The following is an 18,810-nucleotide window of genomic DNA, read 5'->3' as shown; positions in this document are numbered from 1 at the left end:
AAGCTGTCGGGCACGGCAAATTATGCTGACCGGATGGTTTACCCGGCAGTTTACCCATCAGCTACCACTTAATCCATATAGGCGAAGCCGTTGCCGGAAACCATACTGGGTTCACATTCCAGCGCGGCTCACAAGCTCCAACACCCCCTTCCTTGCCTGCAGTCAAGGCTCCGCGCGCTCCTCGCCTTACCCTTTATGGAGGTTTTCATGGGCGCAGTTCCGAGCCACGCGTTCGTCCGCAATCTCGACGATGCGATCCTGCCCGATCTGTGGCGCCGCCGCACCCAACTGTCCGCCGACGAAATGGTGTCGATGGTCGAGCTGGTCAAGCGGGCGTTGCGCACCTATCACCCGCTTGAGTTGCAGGCACTCGGCGAGGACAAGGAAGAACTGGTCGCGCAGTTCATTTACGCGAAAGTCCTGCGCCTCGCGCCCGGCCACACGGAAACCCATGCCTGCGCCGACAGCGCCCCCTCCAACGGCTATGCGCTGTGCGCGTATTTTCGCCGTTACCTGATCGACTGCCTGCGCAGCGCCGGCCACCAACGCAATGTGTCGATGGAAAACGAAGGCATGGTGCAGGAGATCGACCTGCACGCGCAAGCGCTGGAAGACCCCGTCGACAGCGTGTTGCTGCAATACGGCCTCGACGAGCAACGCGTGCGGCTCGCGGCGCGCGCCTTTATCGACAGCCTCGACGAGCCGGAGCGCATCGTGCTGGCCGGCAGCCTCGGCTGGTGCTCGGAAGGCAAAGGCGGTCTGTCGGCGGTCGCGGCTCAGCATCGTGTGCCCTCGTATCACTATCGCGCCGTCAAACTCGGCGTCACTATGAAAAAGACGGCCGGCGCCGACGAATTTTCCAATACCAAGATCGGCCGCTGGCTGACCGACGTGCTCGGCATCGAGATCGACCTCGACAATCGCGCGGCGATTCTGCTCGCGTTGAACCTGCTCGCCGCCGAATCGAGCGACAGCGAAATGAATGAAGTAGCCGCCTAAAAGCCGCCTCCCGAGCCGAGCGTAGGCGGATAGCGGTTTTTCCCTTTCCGCAAATCGAGCACGCGTTACGTTCGCGCCACGTACGATGCGCCTTTTTTTGTCATCGCGCACCGCCTACGATAAAAAAGCCGCAGCCGCACGCCGTCTTCCCTCCGAAGTCCGGGTTCCCTACCCGGCATCCCCTTCCTGACGAGGTGGTCTGAATGAACCGCTTATCGAGCGCCCTGACGGCCATGCAGTCGCATTACGATGTCGTAGTGGTGGGTTCAGGCTACGGCGGTGCGATTGCCGCGAGCCGTATGGCGCGCGCCGGCCGCAGCGTGTGCGTGCTGGAACGTGGGCGCGAATTCATGGCGGGCGAGTTTCCGCGCACGCCGCTCGAAGGCGCCGCGCAGGTGCAATACAACACCGCCCTCGCGCAAGTCGGCTCGCCGCTCGCGCTGCTCGAAGTGCACGTGAATGAAGACGTGAATGCGGTGGTGGGCTGCGGACTGGGCGGCACGTCGCTGATCAACGCGAACGTCGCGCTCGAAGCCGACCCGCGGTTATGGGACGACGTCCGCTGGCCCAAGGTGCTACGCGACGACCAGGCGGGACGCGACAAGGGCTACGAACTGGCCCGCGCCATGCTGCAACCATCGCCGGTGTCCGGCGATTTTTTGCAATTGCCGAAACTGCAGGCGCTTAAACAATCCGCGCAGGCGCTCGGTATGGAGGATCGCTTTTACCCGCCGCCGGTCACCGTCACCTTCGAGGACCGCATCAACGCTGCGGGCGTTGCGCAGCAAGCCTGCGTCGGATGCGGCGATTGCAACTCGGGCTGCAATTACGACGCTAAAAATTCGACGCACATGAACTATCTGCCCGATGCGGTCGCGCACGGCGCCTATATTTTCACGGGCGCAGCCGTGCATTCGGTGCTGCGCGACGCGGCCACGCAAAAGTGGACCGTGCGTTTTCAGGAGGTAAAGCTGGGCCGCGAGAGTTATGACGCGCCTGATCTGTTCGTGAGCGCCGACATCGTCATCGTGTCGGCCGGCACGATCGGTTCGACCGCCCTGCTGCTGCGCTCGCACAAAGCGGGGCTGAGCGGTTCGGACATGCTCGGCCAACACTTCACCGGAAACGGCGACGTACTGGCCTTCGCGTACAACACCGACGAGGTGATCAACGGTGTCGGCTGGGGCGTACACCTGCAGGGCGACATCCCGCCGGTCGGGCCGACCATTACCGGCATCATTGACCATCGCAACACCCCTGACGTGACTGACGGTTTCGTGATCGAAGAAGGCTCGCTCGCCGGGCCGATCGGCGCCGCGATGGTCGCCCTGCTCGGCGGCGCCGCGCCGCTCGAAGGCGTCGAGATTCCCGCGCTGCGCGCCGCCGGGCAACCGGCAGACTACAACGCCCGCGTGATCGAAAGCTTCCTGCGCGGCCCCTATCACGGCGCCCTCAACCATACGCAAACCTACCTGGTGATGGCGCATGACGACGAAAGCGGCCAGATCAGCGTGAATGACAAAGGCAGACCACGCATCAACTGGCCGAACGCCGGCAAGCAGCCGATCTTCCGCACTGTCGAAGACACGCTCGAGAAGGCACAGGCACCGCTCGGCGGCAAATACGTGCGCAACCCGATCTCGACCCGAATGCTCAAGAACCGCACCGTCACCGTGCATCCGCTCGGCGGCTGCGGAATGGGCGAGGATGCCGGGCGCGGTGTCGTCGACCATCAGGGCCGGGTCTTCAGCGGTACGACGGGAGATGCCGTGCACGAAGGCCTGTATGTGATGGATGGCGCGGTCATGCCGATGTCGCTCGGCGTCAATCCATTGTTGACGATTTCCGCGCTGACGGAACGCAATTGCGCGCTGCTTGCGCACGCGCGAGGCTGGAAGATCGACTACCTCGCCAAGGGCACGGCCGGTACGCCGCCGCCCCAGAAGATCGGCCTGCGCTTCACCGAAACGATGATCGGCACTTATACGCCGGCGGTGACGGTCGACGCCGCCACCAGTCCGATTGAATTCACGCTGACCGTCGAATCGGACGATCTGGCCGATATGCTGAGCAATCCGCAACATCTGGCCCACACCACTGGCACGCTGACCTGCCCCGCGCTCTCCGCGCAAGCGATGACGATCACAGACGGCACCTTCAACCTGTTCGTGGTCAACGAATCGGACGTGGACGAACGCAACATGAACTACCGCATGACGCTCAATTCCACCGAAGGCAAAACCTACTATCTGAGTGGACAGAAGATCATCACGCGTACGTCGCCGATCAATCTATGGGACCAGACCAACACGCTCTACGCCGAAATGCGCGAGTCGGCGCAAGCAGATGCACCGGCGATCGGCAAAGCAACGCTGATCATCACGCCCGAGAATTTCCTCAAGCAGCAACGCACGCTTGAAGTCACCAACGCACCCGATCTGACAACGCGCCTTGAATGGACCCTGAAGTTCGGCAAATTTTTCGCGGGCGTGCTGTTCACCGAGTACGGCGGCGTGGCGGCGCCCTTGCAGTTTTATGATCCGAAGGCGCCGCCGCGCCTGAAGCGCGCGCTGCGCGCACCCGCGCCGCAAGTGGTCTTCTTCGATACGCCCGATAAGACCACGTTGCGACTCACGCGCTACGCCGGGCCGCCCAACACACCGCTGCGTCCCGTGCTGCTGATCCACGGCTCGGGCGTGTCGAGCCGTATCTTTTCCACCGATTTGATCACGACCAACCTCGTGGAATATCTCTGTGCGGCCGGCTACGACGTGTGGCTCGTCGATCTGCGCGTCAGCATCGAAATGCCGAGCGTGCTGGTGCCGACTAACGTCGACAAGGTCGCTCGTGAGGACATTCCGGCCGCGGTCGCCAAAGTGCGGGAGTTGACCGGCCTGCCGGACATTCAGGTGCTGGCCCATTGCATGGGTGGGTTGGCGTTGACGATGTCGCTGCTGTATGGCCTCGAGGGCGTGCGCTCGGTCGTCATCTCGCAGGTCTCGGCGCATCCGGTGCCGGGCACGCTCGAAAAGATCAAGTGCGGGCTGCATGTCCCGGACATCATGGAACATCTCGGCGTGCTCGATCTGACCGCTTTTACGGAGCACAGGTCGTGGCCCCATAACCTGCTCGATGAAGCGCTGCGGCTCTACCCGATCACTCACAAACAGGGCTGCGGCAGTCCAATCTGCCACCGGGCGACCTTCCTTTATGGCCTGCTCTACGAACATGAAAAATTGAACGAGACGCTTCACTCGAACCTGCAAGAACTGCTCGGCGTGCACGACGTCTCTGTCTTCAAACATCTCGCTGCGATGGTGCGGGCGGGCAAGGTTGTCGATGCCGAAGGCAGCGACGTCTACCTGAGCGGCGCGGACGGCATGAAAGGTCTGGAAGGCATGCGCCTGCCGATCGGCTTCATCCACGGCGAAAAAAACGAAACCTATCTGCCGAAGAGCACCCTGATTACCTACGACATGCTGGTCGAGCATTTCCCCGAGCAGCCTTACGAACGACACATCATTCCCGGCTACGGGCATATCGACTGCATCTTTGGCAAGAACGCGGCGGTGGATGTGTATCCGGTGATTGTCAGGTATCTGAATGCGCATTGATGAAGGTTGGACGCGGCGTTGCTATCGGATCGGAGAATCCGGCAGGCGCGCGCAACGGTTGCGCGCCCGTCGCTATTCTGGCTTCGGATCGGGTATGGTATGGATAAACCGGCCGGACAGCGCGAGCGGGGTCTATATCGAGCGCGAGCTCTTCAGGAAACTCGGCATCGAAGATCAGGTGAAGTCCAAAGCGAAGATGGTGCCGAAGATTCCGGTCGCGTCGGTCGTGGCCAATGGCGACTACGAGTGGGATTCCAGCAGGTCAGCGAATTGCTGCCGGTGCCAGGCGCCACCTTCGTTGGAAAAATTCCGGAGTCGGTGCAATCGGTTACGCGCTTTGCCGCAGGCATTCCCGTCGGCGCACCGCATCCGCAGGAAGCGAAAGCGCTGCTCGACTACCTCGCTTCACCCGCGGCTCAAGCCGATGTTAGATCCACCGGGTTGGACTCCGTCGCAGCGCATTAGCCAATCCGCCGGGGCGTGCCGGGTCACACGCCGAATAGTCCGTATAGACGCCTGACCGGCGTTCGAGACACAATGTGCCCTGCAATAAAGGCCGGCACGCAATTCCCGCTTTAACGTTTCAGCGTACACGGAACGCGTTCCATCCCATCCACATTGCCTTGCAAGACAAAATCCGGCCCTCCCCCGATATCCGCAACGCTGGGGGGCTTCAGAAGTCAGGGCGATTTCATTGAAAGTTATGGAACAGTTAACCTTCGGGGCTTGCGTCAAGAAAACGTGGGGCAGTTCGTGGCAAGCGATTACCGCAATGCCCTGGTTGTTTCTGGGGGTCTGTGCGGTACTGGCATGCACTTCGCTGCTATTCGATTCGCATATGAGAGGCCCCACCGGCGCGATCACAACCGTCCCATCCCCCGGCAATGCCCTGCTTTGGTTGGGCAGCTCCGTTTTGCAGGGCATCCTCTACGGCGTGCTGACGATCAAGGTCCATCGCTTCGTGCTCATTGGCGAGGGCGTAGAGCCGTTGCTCCCGCTGAACGGCAAGCCGCTCGGTCGCTATCTGCTGGTATGGCTAGGCATCGCGGCAAGCATGCTCGTGGTGGCCGTGGCCCTTTTTCTGGCGGTGCGCGCAGCGCACGCCTTTGCCGTCGTGATCTACGTGCCGGTAATTGTCGTGTTCGTGTTTGTACTCACCCGGCTAAGCCTCGTCTATCCCGCGATTGCGTTGGGTAGCCGTGTCGAGCTGCGCGCGGCGTGGAACGACAGTCGCGGACACGTGTGGAGTATTTTCGGCGTGGGCATCGTGAGCTACCTGCCGTTAGTCATCGTCTCCGTGATCTTCGGCATTGTGGTCGGCATAAAGCATGCCGCGCTCGGTCAGCATCCCGGTCTTGCCGTCACGACGATTGGCCAAACGCTGTTTAATGCCGTGTTCATTGTGCTTGCCGCTGCGTCAATGTCATGGCTATACCGGCGCTACGCCAGCGAACTGCTGGCGCACGTCGAAGACGCGCCGCAGTAAATCGCGCGGCATGTGCCACTCAAAACAGCTTGCCCGGATTCAGAATGCCGTGCGGATCAAGCGCGCGTTTGATCGCCACCATGGCGGCCAACTCGGCCGGCGAGCGCGAGATCGGCAAGAACTCGCGCTTGAGCAAACCGATCCCGTGTTCCGCCGACACCGAGCCGTGCAACGGCCCGAGCATCTCGTAGACGAACGCATACACCGTATGATGATCGATGCCGGGGATCGAATGGCCATCGACGGTGACATGCAGATTCGAATCGCCGATATGGCCGAAGAAATACGACGCGTTGCCCGGCCAGCGCTGATCGAGCGCCGCGCGGCAACGATCGACGAAAGCACCGATCTCGCCGATAGGCAAGCTCACGTCGAAGTTGATCGCATCCAGCCGCACCGGAAACTCGGCGGTGCACTCGCGAATCGCCCATAACGCGTGTACATCAGCGACAGATTGCGCGATCACCGCGTCGCGGATCGCTTCTGAGTCGAGCGCCTCGGTCAGCGCTGCAGAGAAGCGTTCGCCATCGTCGCTCGCGTCGAAGCTCGCGTGTTCGATCAGTGCATAGAGCGGGTGCGGGTCGGCGAACGGCGAGCGCGTGCCCGTCAGCTTCACGCCGAAATCGTAGAAATCCGGCCACATGATCTCGAATGCGCCGATGTCGTTGCCAAAGCGCGTCGACAGGCGGCGCAGCAGGTTCACGGCGGCGTCGTAACCATCGAGTGCGACGAGCGCCGTATGGCGTGCCGCGCGTGGCGGATGGAGCCGCAACACCGCGCGCGTGATCACGCCGAGGGTGCCTTCCGAACCGATGAACCAGTGTTTCAGATCGTAGCCCGTATTGTTCTTGACCATCTTGCCGAGCGATGTCAGCACGTCGCCGTTGGCGAGCACGACTTCGAGGCCGAGCACCTGGTCGCGCGCGGTGCCTGACTGGATCACGCGATTGCCGCCCGCGTTGGTCGCCAGATTGCCGCCGATCTGGCACGAGCCACGAGCGCCGAGATCGAGGGCCAGTTCGAAGCCGGCTTCGGCCGCGGCCTCCTGTGCAGTTTGCAAGGTGGTGCCGGCGCGCACGGTTAGCGTGGCCGAGGCGGTATCGATTTCTTCGACGCCGGTGAGCCGTTCGAGCGACAGCGCGATATCGGTCGCGCGGGCAATCGCGCCGCCTGCAAGGCCGGTCATGCCGCCCTGCGGCACCACCGGTTGATGCGCTGCGTGGCAGATCGCCAGCGCGCGCGAGACTTCTTCCGTGTTGCGCGGCAAGAGCAGCGCAGCGGGCCGCGTCGGATCGTGGCGTGTCCAGTCCGTCATCGCGCGTTCGCCGATCTGCTCGCCGACGCGCACTGCGTCAGCACCGAGCGCGGCACGTAGCGCGTCGAGCGTTGCGGAAGGCGGCGCTGCGCTGTGGATTGCGTTGCTGCCTGCCCTACTGCTGGTGCTACTCGCCGCGCCGTTTGCCAAACTGTTATCTGTCATGCTGTGGTTCCTTGCGTTGCTTCAACGGCCGCTTTCTTCCGATAACCCATCGAATCATTGATCCGCCCGAGGATATAGTCACCCGCGGCGACCGGTTGATACTTGAGGTCGGCCTCGCTCGTGCCGAGCTCAAGCGGATCGACCATCGCACCGTAAGTGGGATCATAAAACGTCGCGATCGAATAGCGCTCGCGCCCCGACGCATTGATCACGCGATGCAAGGTGGAGCGGAAGCGGTCATTGGTCCAGCGCGCCAGCAGATCGCCGACGTTCACCACGAAGCTGCCTTCAATTGGCGGCGCATCGACCCACGTATCGTTGGCGATCTCGCGCACCTGCAAGCCGCCCACCTGATCCTGCCACAGCAAGGTAATGCAACCGTAGTCGGTATGCGGCGCGACGCCGAACTGATCCGCATCCGACTGGGGCGGCTGCGGCGGATAGTAGACCATCTGCGTGCGCTGCATCCGCTTCGTATAGCGCGGCGTGAAGAAATGTTCGTCGACGCCGAGACTCGCCGCCACCGCTCGCAGCAAATCGGCGCCGCATGCCGCGACCGCTTCGTAATAGCCGTAAAGCGCGGGCCGCAACTCAGGCATGAAATTCGGCCAGTTGTTCGGACCACGCAGCGCTTGGCCCGCGAGCACATCGGGGTCGTCCTCCGGCAACTCGAGACCGACGCTGAAGAACTCCTTGTAGTCGGCGCGCTTGGCCTGATACATGGTGGCGTCGCCGAGCGCGTTGAAACCGCGATGCCTTTGATTGACCGCCGCGCGCCGCTTCGTCTCAACAGGAAAGGCAAAGAACGTACGTGCCGCCTGTTCGGCTGCATCGATTGCCGCTTGCGGCACGCCGTGATTGACGATGTAGAAGAAACCGATCGTTGTGCACGCTTCGCGGATTTCTTGCGCCACGCGCGTCAAAGCCTGCGGGTCGCCCGCGCGAACGCCGGCAAGATCGATGATTGGAATGCGAGTTACGGGCATTGCGCTGCTCCCTGGAAGGCTGGCCGATTCAACTGACGAAAGAGGCGCATAAATCACTCCCGACAAGCTCGCGCGCCTCGTGCATCCCCGTTGTATATACCGCCAAAAGCGCCCCCGCAAGTTGCTTCGCGGAGCTTCACTTAAGGGCTTTTCTCTACTCACGCGATTATTTATTTCGCGCGGAAACTGCGGTATATACTGCCTCGCATGACTCGCGCAGGGTCCGCTCGCGAACCGCTTTTGCGCGACACCGCTTTGCCAACCGGAGAATCCCATGAGCATCCTTGCAGGCTGGAAGTGTCGTTTGGTCATGCTGGCGTTGTGCGCGGCAAGCGTCGCCGCCCACGCGGAAGACCAGTTCGCCAAAGTGAAGAAAGCAGGCGAACTGGTGGTCGGCACCGAGATGCAGTTCGCGCCCTTCGACTTCCTTGAAAACGGCCAGCAAGCGGGTTTCAACAAGGATCTGTTCGCCGAGGTCGGCAAGGAAATGGGCGTGAAGGTGCGCTTCATCGACTTGCCGTGGCCGAGCGTGCTGCCGGGTCTCGAAGCCGGCAAGTTCGATATGGTAGGCGGCCCGCTGACGGTCACCAAGGCGCGCATGGAACGCTACACGTACACCCTGCCGATCGCGGACGCTACCGACGCGCTGCTCAAGCGCGCCAACGACGCCTCCGTCAAGCAATCGTCGGACATTGCCGGCAAAACTGTCGGCGCGGGCAAAGGCTCGGCCCAGCTCGACCAGTTGAAGACCTACGTCGCCACCTTGCCGAAGCCGCCTGAAATCCGCGAATACGTCGACAACAATCAGGCCTACGCCGACCTCGCCGCCGGCCGCATCGCAGCGGTCGCGAACTCGATGACCAACATCGCGTACGTCGCCAAGCAACGCCCCGAAACCTTCGCCGTCGTGCAGCCGCCGTTCGGCGCGAAAGTGTACTTTGCTTACTGCCTGCGTAAAGACGCGGATAGCAAGCCGCTCGCCGATGCCTTCAACGCGGCGCTCGTGAAAATGCACAACGACGGGCGCCTCGCGACCTTGCAGAAGAAGTGGTTCGGCGTCGCGATGGATGCGCCGACGACGATGCCGACGCCGAATTATTGATGCACTGATGCGCCGCCGGCCTGATGACCCGATGGCCTGATGTTTTGCAGCACGCGTTCCTGATGTATGCGATGCGCGCTCTTCGACGAGCCGCATCGCCCTCTCCGTTCTAGCGAGTGCGACGTTTATGTTCAGCACGACCGTCTTCCTCCAGGGCTTGCCGCTGCTGCTGCATGCGGCGCTCGCCACCATCGGCATTTCGCTGACCGGTCTCCTGATCGGTTTCTTCGTCGCGATCGGCGTGTGTGCTGCGCGCCTCTCGCCGAAGCGCGCCGTGCGCATGTTCGGCGGCGCTTACGTGTTCTTTTTTCGCGGCGTGCCCATGCTGGTGCAACTGCTGCTGGTGTACTACCTGCTGCCGTTTGCCGGGATCAATGTATCGCCCATCGTCGCGGCGCTCAGCGCCGTATCGTTGTGTTCCGCTTCCTATATCGCCGAGATTCTGCGCGGCGGATTCCTCAGCATTCCGCCGGGTCATATCGAAGCCGCGCGCATGCTCGGGCTTTCACCGTTCGATATGCTGCGGCGCATTCTGGTGCCGCAGGCGTTTCGCTTGACGCTACCCTCGCTCGTCAATGAAATGGTGCTGCTGATCAAGGCTTCGTCGCTGATCTCGGTGGTGGGTGTGGCGGAGTTGACGCGTACCGCGCAGAATATTGCGGCCAGCACCTATCGGCCGCTCGAAGCCTACCTCGCCGCCGGGCTGATTTACTTCGTGATCTGCGGAAGCCTGGCACTCGTCGCGCACGCCGCCGAATACCGTTTGCAGCACGCCTGACCGACCCTGAGCTTGAGATCGAATCGCCATGCAACAGTTCGACCCCACCGTCATCACGCACAATCTGCAGCCGATTGCCGCCGGTCTCGCGACCACGCTCGGCACCTGGGCCGCGGGCGTGGCGATCGGCATCCTGATCGGTTTTCTGATCGCCGTGCTACAGCTCTTTTGCGGACGCTGGGTGCGCGGCGTATTGCGCTTCTATATCGAACTATTTCGCGGCACGCCATTTCTGGTGCAACTGTTTTTGCTGTACTACGGCGGCCCTTCCTTCGGCCTCACGCTCGAATCGATGACGGCCGGCGTGCTCGGCTTGGGTCTCTACGGCAGCGCGTATTTCGCCGAAGCATTCCGCTCGGGCTTTCAATCGGTGCCGCCGGGTCATCTCGAAGCGGCATCCTGTCTCGGACTCACCCGCTGGCAAGCCGTCCTGCGCATTCAGGTGCCGCAAATGCTGGTGCTGATCGTGCCCGCGCTGACCAATCTGATTATCGTGCTGAGCAAGGAAACCGCGGTGCTGTCGATCGTCACCGTCCCCGAGCTCACGTTCGTGCTGACCGGCATCGGCTCGGCCACCTTCGCTTTCGTCGAAACGCTGCTGGTGCTGTGTCTGTGCTATCTCGCGCTGGTTGAACTGACCTCGCGCGTGGGCATGTGGGCCGAAACCCGCATCGCGCGCTTCATGGCATGAACGGAATCCGGACCACCTTATGAACGCCATCGCCGACATGCCCTCCTCCGCGTCCACCGCTGCCTTCGATACGTCAACCGGCGCGCCGCTGATTGAGGTGCGCGACCTGAAGAAACGCTTCGGCGAAGTCGAAGTGCTGCGTGGCGTCGATCTCAAGATCGCCCGCTCCGAAGTGGTCTGCATCATCGGCCCATCGGGCTCGGGCAAGAGCACGCTGCTGCGCTGTCTCGCCGCGCTCGAAACCTACGATCAGGGCGACGTGCGCATCGAAGGCGAACTGCTCGGCTATAGCGAGCGCAATGGAAAACGCGTGCGAGCGTCGCAGGGCGAGATCAATCGCGTGCGGCGCAACGTCGGCATGGTGTTTCAGCAATTCAATCTGTGGCCGCACATGACGGCACTCGGCAATGTGATGGAAGCCTTGCTGCGCGTGCGCCATCTGTCGCGTGACGAAGCGCGCCGCCGCGCCAATGCGATGCTGGAAACAGTCGGCCTCGCGCATAAGGGCGATGCCTACCCGTCGAAACTCTCGGGCGGCCAGCAGCAGCGTGTTGCAATTGCACGCGCGCTGGCGATGGAGCCGCACATCATGCTGTTCGACGAGCCGACCTCGGCGCTCGATCCCGAGTTGGTCGGCGAAGTGCTGCAGGTGATGAAGCAGCTCGCGCGCGACGGCATGACGATGGCCGTGGTCACGCACGAAATGGGCTTTGCCGCGCAAGTCGCCGACAAGGTGATGTTCATCGACCAGGGGCGCATCGCCGTGCAAGGCAAACCACGCGAAGTCTTTCACGATGCGGGGCAGCCGCGTTTGCGGCAGTTCCTGCAAAACTACTTCGACCGCAATGCGTTCTGGGCGCGCGGTCCTGACGATGTCGAGCCGCAATGAAAACCGCCCGCGTGGAGAACGCAGCACCGGCCGCCCGCTACGAGCAGGTCAAAAACCACATCCGCCAGATCATCGAATCGGGCGCGCGGCAAGCAGGCGACCGTCTGCCGTCCGAGCTGGACCTGGTCACGACACTCGGCGTGTCGCGCATGACAGTGAACCGCGCGCTGCGCGAACTCGCCGATGAAGGCCTTGTCACCCGCGTGTCCGGCGTCGGCACCTTCGTCGCGCAAACCAAACCGCAATCGACGCTGCTGATGATCGCCCATATCGGCGACGAGATCCGCTCGCGGGGTCACGAATACAGCTACGACACCGTCCTTTCACAACGCGAAACCGCGCCGGTGACGGTGTCGAACGCGTTAGGGCTTGCGCCTGGCGCTTCCGTGTTTCATGTGATTTGCGTGCATCGCGAGAACGGTTTGCCGGTGCAGCTCGAAGACCGCTACGTCAATCCGGCAACTGCGCCTGACTTCCTCAAGCAGGACTTCTCCACGGCGAGGCCGTCCGAGTATCTGTTCGAGACCGTCCCCGCCCACGACGTCGAGCACGTCGTCGACGCAGGCCTGCCGACGCGCGCCGAAGCCGAGTTGCTGGAAATTCGCGCCGACGAGCCGTGCCTGACGCTGATGCGCCGCACATGGACGAGCGGCGTTTCGGTCACGTTCGCGCGTTTTGTGCATCCGGGCTCACGGTATCGGCTGGGTTGCCGGTTCACGCCGGATCTGTCGCAGCGCCAGGGCTAGCGGCGCGAGCGCCGTGCCCTCGCCCTCGCCGTGCCGCTCACACGTTGCCCGCCAGATGAAAACGCGATGCCGGGTGCCACAACTGCACCGACGTCGCCACGTCATCACCCACCCATGTGCGGCGCCATAGCTGCAAGCAGGGCTCGCCGATATCCATCATCAGATGCCGCCGCACATACGCGTCGGGCTTCTGCGCATAGATGCGAAACTCCGCGCGCTGGATCGGCGCGAGCCGCACCATGTAGTGATTCGGGGTTTCGACGGTGAAGTCCTGTTGCAGGTAGTCGGGGAACACCTTCGGATTGACGTAGCGATCTTCGTACTGGATCGGCTCGCCCTCTTCGCTGTGCACGATGCACGAGTGAAACGCCGGGCCGCTGGCGAGACCGAGCGCTTCGAGCGCGTGCGGATCGTCGCTCGGTTCGAGCGTCAGCACACGTGCCGAATGACGATGGCCGCGCGCGGCGATTTCGTCGGCGATATTGCGGATTTCCAGCACCGTCGACTCATAGCGCTGCGGCGCGACGAACGTGCCGGAACCTTGCACGCGGGTTAGCACGCGTTCGGTGGTGAGTTCGCGCAGTGCGCGCGATACCGTCATGCGCGCGACGCCGAATTCCTTGACCAGCTCCGTTTCGGATGGGATCAGGCCGCCCGGCTTCCAGTCCCCCTCGCTGATGCGCCTGATCACGTAGCGCTTGATCTGCTCGTAGGCGGGCATCGCCTTGGCGGGTGTCTCCTTGGTGTGACCAGGGCGGTCCTGCGTGTCTGCGGTTTGCGCGTTTGTAATAGTGTTCACGTCGACCTCGTGGGTGGTACGCGGGTGGTACACATTTGTATAGACAAATCTGTTCGAGTCAAAAAAAAGCGGTCGCAAGGAGCTTTGTTCGACATCACCGACATTGGGTGAACCCCAGATACTAACGCGTGACAGGGCTTGTGAAGAAATTTTGAAAAAATGAGACGTGGGCGCCAATTGCGGCGAAGTGCACCAACGTAAAGGCGTTTTGTCTAGACAGGCTGACGCCTCACGCGCTTGCACGCCTGGAGTAGGCGCATTGCGCGCCCTACCAGATGAACGGCACGAAGCGGTAACGCACGCGTGAGGTGTAGTCCGTATAACCGTGGAGCTGCTCTGCCAGTACGCGCTCCTCGCGCACCGCGCGCCAGCCGATACCGACCACCAGCAGCGGCACGCAGGCAAGCCCCCACCACGAGCCGAGCAGTAATGGCGTGCCGATGAACAACAGCAGCGCGGCCGAGTACATCGGATGACGGACAAGGGCATACGGGCCGGTGTCGATGACTTTATGACCGCGGCTTGCCTGGATCTTCACGACTGGCGCGGCATAGCTATTGGCCCGGAAGACGATCAGGCACATGAAAATACACAGGAAGATGCAGAGCGAGCCAAGGCTCACCAGCCAGACCGGCAACGGCGCCGACCAGCGATAGCGCATGGCGTCGAGTCCCATCAGGACGAGCCACGCGCACCATATCACCGCCACGCTCACCATAAAGAAGCGGTCCCAGCGGCTTTGTTGCGCCTGAACGATCGGCGCGAGACGCTCGGCAAGTAGACCGGGATCATGGCGCGCCAGCCAGAAACCGACCCATAGACTGAGGCCGCCTGTCTCGATCAGATACCACCACCCCGCAGGCCACGCGAGCGTGCCCGCGGCGCCGAACAGCAGCGCGCCCATGCATGCCAGCCAGGCTACCGTTTGCAGGATGAGGCGCGTGATCATGGTTGGGTCGTGGCGCTCGTGGCTGATGGTGGGTGATGGTTAGTGACGGTTGGTGCCCGTCACGCTTTTGTCTCAGGCGGACACCGCCGCGGGTGAGCGCACGCGCCCGAATACGTCTGCAATGTCGATGTCGCCCGTGTTCAGACCGAATTGATCGTGCAGGCAGGTCGCGAGTTCGTCTGCGGTCTTGAGTTGCCGCTCGCTGATGATCTGGCCATCCGCCGCGCGTTCGTTCAGTTGGTCGTTGAGCAACGTCAGGCGCGATTCCGGTAAGACCCGGCAGACAATCAGGTTGTTCAGGAAGACAGAATCCGGTGCGGTCGAGGTGTACCAGTTCGAGGTCTCATAGTCGATCCATTCGACCGGATGCAGGTCGAATCGATAGACGCGGGCCCAGGTTTCATCGCGAGATTGGACTTCGAGGTAGAGCGCGCCGTGCGATGCATCGGCCAGGCGGAACGTGCCTAGCTGCGTGGGCTGCGCGGTGCCGGCGATCAGGCGCAGCGGTGCTGTGAGCGTCACGCTGCCGAAACCGACGTCGGCGATCCATGCTTCGCTTTTGATGTCGACGCGCAAGACCATATGCGTGCGAGGGGGGATCGTGCCGGATTCGCGGCCCCAAAGGACCCGGCCGAGCAGGGGTGTTACCTTGAAGCCTAATTGCGTCAGGACGTTCGCGAAGAGTGCGTTCTGTTCGAAGCAGTAGCCACCGCGTTTTTGCGTGATCAGCTTTTGTTCGACGGATTCGAGATCGAGTTTCACCGCGCGGCGCGTGAGCGGGTTCAGGTTTTCGAAGGGGATTGATCTGGGGTGCAGTTTGTGGAGATCCTGGAGTACTTCCAATGTCGCCGCGCGCGGGCCTTTGTAGCCTATGCGGGTGAAGTAATTTTCCAGATTCACTGTGTGTGACATCGGTGTCGTCCCGCTATGGTTTGAGGGCTGGGCACTTAAGGGCTTCGCACTGCGGCGCGGCTCCGGAAGACGATCATAGCTTCTTTTGTTGCCTGCCCGGCACGCCGGCCTTCACTGTTTCCGTAGTGGCCCATCGTGGTCTATTGGCGCCGCCCCGGCGCCAATTGTGCGATATATGACGCGCTCTGTGCGCCGTCTGCGGATTCAGCCCAGCCTGCAAGAGCGACGATGAATTCATCTGGCCGATCTCCTGACATTGGCGTTTCGGGATCCTCGAGCCCTTCGACATCTCTCTCCGGCACGATTCGATACGACCAGATTCATACTAAAACATTACGGTTTTATTATTTTTAAATTACATGCAAACAGCCTTTAACAGCAGTCCGTAAAACTCGGAGATACAAACTAGTAATATTGATGCGAATCGTTCTCATTTGTGTTGACGCACCTATTCCGCATGCGTACGATCTCGCCATCTGCTGCATCTGGCGTCGCGAACCGATGCGGCAAATCGCAGGCGCACGGTAACGCAGCGCCGCGATGGTTAGATCAGTCGATACAACACAAATAAGGATTTCGATGAAGTTCGCCCGAACCAACGGACCCGCCAGTCAAGCACGTGCGCTTCGCGACTCCGTTTCGTGCGCCGGCGCCATGCGCCGTTCGCGTTTGCCTTCGATGCGGCGCGCCGCGCTCTGCACGGCGTTCGCCTGGGCCTCGCTGACCGCCGGCGTAGCCATGGCCGAAGCCAATCCCGATGCCACACCGGAAGCGCCCGAAGCCGACCTGAACATCCAGGCGACTCAAACGAATCAATGGACCGGCTTCTGGAATCGCTCGACGATGCTCGGCGACATCGGTGGTCTGCGCCCCTGGCTCGGCAAATACGGCGTGACATTCGCACTCACCGAAACCAGCGAAGTGCTCGGCAACGTCCGCGGCGGCCTCGCGCGCGGCGCGGACTACGACGGTCTCACGACAGCGACCGTGCAGATGGATACGCAAAAAGCGTTCGGTTTGCCGGGCGGCCTGTTCAACGTCAGCGCCTTGCAGATCCACGGCGCCAACCTCAGCGCCAATAAGCTCGGCACGCTGAATACGGCGAGCGGCATCGAGGCCGATGACACCACCCGCTTGTGGGAGCTGTGGTATCAGCAGTCGTTCCTGAACAAGCGCGTCGACGTCAAGATCGGTCAGCAAAGTATCGACCAGGAATTCATCACCAGCACGAATTCGGCACTGTTCGTCAACACGATGTTCGGCTGGCCTGCCCTGCCGTCCTACGACATGCCGTCCGGCGGTCCCGCTTATCCGCTGGCCGACCTCGGCGTGCGTGTGCGCGGACAGATCACGCCTTCGTTGACGGCGCTCGCCGGCGTCTTCGACGGCGATCCGCTCGGCAACAACCCGAACAACAAGAGCGGCACCAACTTCAACCTGCATAACGGCACGCTGTTCATCGGCGAGTTGCAGTACGCGATCAACCAGCCGGCCGACGGCGAAATGGTCGGTGCGGGCGGCGGCGGTTTGCCGGGCACCTACAAGCTCGGTGTCTGGTACAACAACGGCAGCTTCGCCGATCAGCGCTTTGACAACACCGGCCTCTCGCTTGCGAACCCGGCGAGCACCGGCGTTGCGCAGAATCATCACGGCGACTACAGCTTCTACGCGGTAGCCGACCAGATGATCTGGCGCCCGGATCCGGACGAGCCGCGCAGCCTCAACGTCTTCGCGCGTGTGATGGGCGCACCGGGCGACCGCAATTTGGTAAGCGTCGCAGCCAACCTCGGCATCGTACTGAAAGCCCCGTTCGCCGGCCGCGACAATGATAGCGCCGGCATCGCGCTCACCTACATCAAGATCGGCAACCACACGAACGGTCTCGATCAGGACAACCTCGCATTCAGCGGCGGCCCCTACGGCGTGCGCACCAGCGAAACCACGCTCGAAGCGACCTACCAGTATCAGGTCAACCCGTGGTGGCAGTTGCAAGCCGATGCGCAATACACGTTCAATGCCGGCGCTGGCCAGAACCCCAGCGATCCGACGCAGCCGCTGCGCAACACGTTCGTCATCGGCGTGCGGACCAACATCACGTTCTGATGCCGTTTGCCATGACTACATACGCAAAATCGCACGCTCAAGACAAATCGAATCCCATGCTTTCGATCATGACCGCAACTATCGCTTTGTGCGCAGGCACGGAGGCTCACTCATGAACAACCCCACGCGCCTTATTTCGCCGCGCGCCGCGCGGGCCCTGATTGCCGCAACCGTCAGCGCCGCCGCGTTCGCGACGGCCGGCGTCGCGCACGCCGAACCGCAAGGTTTCCTCGAAACCGTCAAGCATCACACCACGCTGATCAACACCGTGCCGGAAAACGGCGACCAGAATCCGTACGCGGTGGTGGTTGCGCCGGTCACGGCAGGCACCGTCAAGCAAGGCGACGTGCTGGTCGGCAACTTCAATAACTCGACCAATCTGCAAGGCACCGGCAGCACGATCATCAACTATCATCCGGACACCAAACAGATGACGGTGTTCGCCACGGTGCCGCGCGATCTGAAGGAGTGCCCGGGCGGCATCGGTCTCTCGACCGCGATGACCATGCTCAAGTCGGGCTACGTGATCGTCGGCAGCACGCCGAGCAATGACGGCACCACCGGCACCAAGGGCGCCGGCTGCCTGATCGTGATCGATCCGAATGGCAAGGTCACGTCGACCATCAGCAGCCCGAACATCAACGATCCGTGGGGCAACATGGCGGTCGTCGACAACGGCACGAGCGCGACGCTGTTCGTCAGCAACGCCGGCTTCGGCGTGGGCGGCGCGGACGGCAATCCGCCGGTGTTCAAGCAGGCCACCGTGCTGCGTCTGGACCTCGACGTGCCGGCCGGCAAGCCGCCGGTCGTGAAGAAGGAAACTGTGATCGGCAGCGGCTTCGGCGCGCAGGCGGACAAGGGCGTGTTCCTCGTCGGTCCGACCGGCCTCGCGCTCTCGGGTGATCAGAAACTGCTGTATGTGTCCGACGCAATCGGCAACCGCATCACCGAAATCGACGAGCCGATGACGCGCGACACCAGCGCGGGTGTGGGCCGGCAACTGACCGCCGACGGTCTGCTGCATCGCCCGCTCGCCATGGTCACCGCACCGAACGGTCACCTGCTCGTCACCAACGCACTGAATGGCCAGATCGTCGAAATCGACCCTGCCAGCGGCAAGCAGATCTACGCGCGCTGGATCGACACGGATAAGGCACAATCGCCCCCGGGCAACGGCGACCTGTTCGGTCTGGCGATGACACCGGAAGGCGACGGTTTCTATTACGTGCAGGACGACGTGAACACACTGGTTCTGGCCAAGTAAGCGACACAGATA

15 protein-coding genes and 1 pseudogene are annotated in these 18,810 nt (G+C 62.2%); 11 read left to right on the top strand and 5 right to left on the bottom strand.

Translation table 11 applies throughout. The features are described 5' to 3' along the window. The first annotated feature begins 207 nt into the window (after positions 1 to 207). From HHL24_RS18010 to HHL24_RS17995, 4 genes and pseudogenes are all read left to right on the top strand, one after another. Positions 208 to 999, top strand: coding sequence for a hypothetical protein (locus HHL24_RS18010; protein ID WP_169486785.1), 792 nt, complete (start codon positions 208 to 210; stop codon positions 997 to 999). A gap of 203 nt (positions 1,000 to 1,202) precedes the next feature. Beyond that, positions 1,203 to 4,613, top strand: a complete 3,411-nt coding sequence (locus HHL24_RS18005) for an alpha/beta fold hydrolase (protein WP_169486784.1) — start codon at positions 1,203 to 1,205, stop codon at positions 4,611 to 4,613. Positions 4,614 to 4,728: 115 nt separating this feature from the next. Then, positions 4,729 to 5,078: pseudogene (locus HHL24_RS18000) on the top strand (substrate-binding domain-containing protein); the annotation flags it as partial. 373 nt (positions 5,079 to 5,451) lie between these two features. Further along, positions 5,452 to 6,099 (top strand): hypothetical protein, encoded by a 648-nt coding sequence (locus HHL24_RS17995; RefSeq protein ID WP_169486782.1) that lies wholly within the window; start codon positions 5,452 to 5,454, stop codon positions 6,097 to 6,099. A 19-nt stretch (positions 6,100 to 6,118) separates the two neighbouring features. On the opposite strand, the gene HHL24_RS17990 is transcribed toward HHL24_RS17995, so the two are convergent. Beyond that, positions 6,119 to 7,579, bottom strand: coding sequence for an FAD-binding oxidoreductase (locus HHL24_RS17990; protein WP_230417500.1), 1,461 nt, complete (start codon positions 7,577 to 7,579; stop codon positions 6,119 to 6,121). Beyond that, a complete protein-coding gene (locus tag HHL24_RS17985; RefSeq protein WP_169486781.1) occupies positions 7,576 to 8,565 on the bottom strand; it encodes an isopenicillin N synthase family dioxygenase in 990 nt (329 codons plus the stop codon). Before HHL24_RS17985 ends, HHL24_RS17990 begins: the two co-directional genes overlap by 4 nt. A gap of 274 nt (positions 8,566 to 8,839) precedes the next feature. Here HHL24_RS17985 and HHL24_RS17980 point away from each other — a divergent pair, with 274 nt between their 5' ends. The 5 genes from HHL24_RS17980 to hutC (HHL24_RS17960) all read left to right on the top strand — a co-directional run bounded on the left by HHL24_RS17980 (position 8,840) and on the right by hutC (HHL24_RS17960) (position 12,771). Then, positions 8,840 to 9,667, top strand: coding sequence for a transporter substrate-binding domain-containing protein (locus HHL24_RS17980; RefSeq protein ID WP_169486780.1), 828 nt, complete (start codon positions 8,840 to 8,842; stop codon positions 9,665 to 9,667). Positions 9,668 to 9,794: 127 nt separating this feature from the next. Continuing rightward, the gene (locus HHL24_RS17975; protein WP_169486779.1) at positions 9,795 to 10,445 is read left to right on the top strand and encodes an amino acid ABC transporter permease; all 651 of its coding nucleotides are present in this window, start codon (positions 9,795 to 9,797) and stop codon (positions 10,443 to 10,445) included. Positions 10,446 to 10,473: 28 nt separating this feature from the next. Further along, positions 10,474 to 11,136: an amino acid ABC transporter permease gene (locus HHL24_RS17970; protein ID WP_169486778.1), complete on the top strand. Its 663-nt coding sequence runs from the start codon at positions 10,474 to 10,476 to the stop codon at positions 11,134 to 11,136. 19 nt (positions 11,137 to 11,155) lie between these two features. After that, positions 11,156 to 12,025: an amino acid ABC transporter ATP-binding protein gene (locus HHL24_RS17965; protein WP_169486777.1), complete on the top strand. Its 870-nt coding sequence runs from the start codon at positions 11,156 to 11,158 to the stop codon at positions 12,023 to 12,025. Further along, positions 12,022 to 12,771: a histidine utilization repressor gene (gene hutC, locus HHL24_RS17960; RefSeq protein WP_169486776.1), complete on the top strand. Its 750-nt coding sequence runs from the start codon at positions 12,022 to 12,024 to the stop codon at positions 12,769 to 12,771. Before HHL24_RS17965 ends, hutC (HHL24_RS17960) begins: the two co-directional genes overlap by 4 nt. Before the next feature lie 37 nt (positions 12,772 to 12,808). Here hutC (HHL24_RS17960) and hutC (HHL24_RS17955) read toward each other — a convergent pair whose 3' ends face one another. From hutC (HHL24_RS17955) to HHL24_RS17945, 3 genes are all read right to left on the bottom strand, one after another. Continuing rightward, complete coding sequence (gene hutC, locus HHL24_RS17955) at positions 12,809 to 13,492, bottom strand: histidine utilization repressor (RefSeq protein WP_144025849.1); 684 nt, start codon at positions 13,490 to 13,492, stop codon at positions 12,809 to 12,811. A gap of 346 nt (positions 13,493 to 13,838) precedes the next feature. Next, the gene (locus HHL24_RS17950; RefSeq protein WP_169486775.1) at positions 13,839 to 14,519 is read right to left on the bottom strand and encodes a methyltransferase family protein; all 681 of its coding nucleotides are present in this window, start codon (positions 14,517 to 14,519) and stop codon (positions 13,839 to 13,841) included. A 72-nt stretch (positions 14,520 to 14,591) separates the two neighbouring features. Further along, positions 14,592 to 15,431, bottom strand: a complete 840-nt coding sequence (locus HHL24_RS17945) for an arylamine N-acetyltransferase family protein (RefSeq protein WP_169486774.1) — start codon at positions 15,429 to 15,431, stop codon at positions 14,592 to 14,594. A gap of 579 nt (positions 15,432 to 16,010) precedes the next feature. On the opposite strand from HHL24_RS17945, the gene HHL24_RS17940 reads away from it, so the two are divergent. Next, positions 16,011 to 17,534, top strand: a complete 1,524-nt coding sequence (locus HHL24_RS17940) for a carbohydrate porin (RefSeq protein WP_169486773.1) — start codon at positions 16,011 to 16,013, stop codon at positions 17,532 to 17,534. Positions 17,535 to 17,646: 112 nt separating this feature from the next. Continuing rightward, on the top strand, positions 17,647 to 18,798 hold the full coding sequence (locus HHL24_RS17935) for an NHL repeat-containing protein (protein ID WP_169486772.1): 1,152 nt from the start codon (positions 17,647 to 17,649) through the stop codon (positions 18,796 to 18,798). Positions 18,799 to 18,810: the final 12 nt, after the last annotated feature.

It is taken from the genome of Paraburkholderia polaris, from assembly GCF_012927345.1.
Taxonomy (GTDB): Bacteria; Pseudomonadota; Gammaproteobacteria; order Burkholderiales; family Burkholderiaceae; genus Paraburkholderia; species Paraburkholderia polaris.
This window is presented reverse-complemented; position numbering and strand designations above follow the sequence as displayed.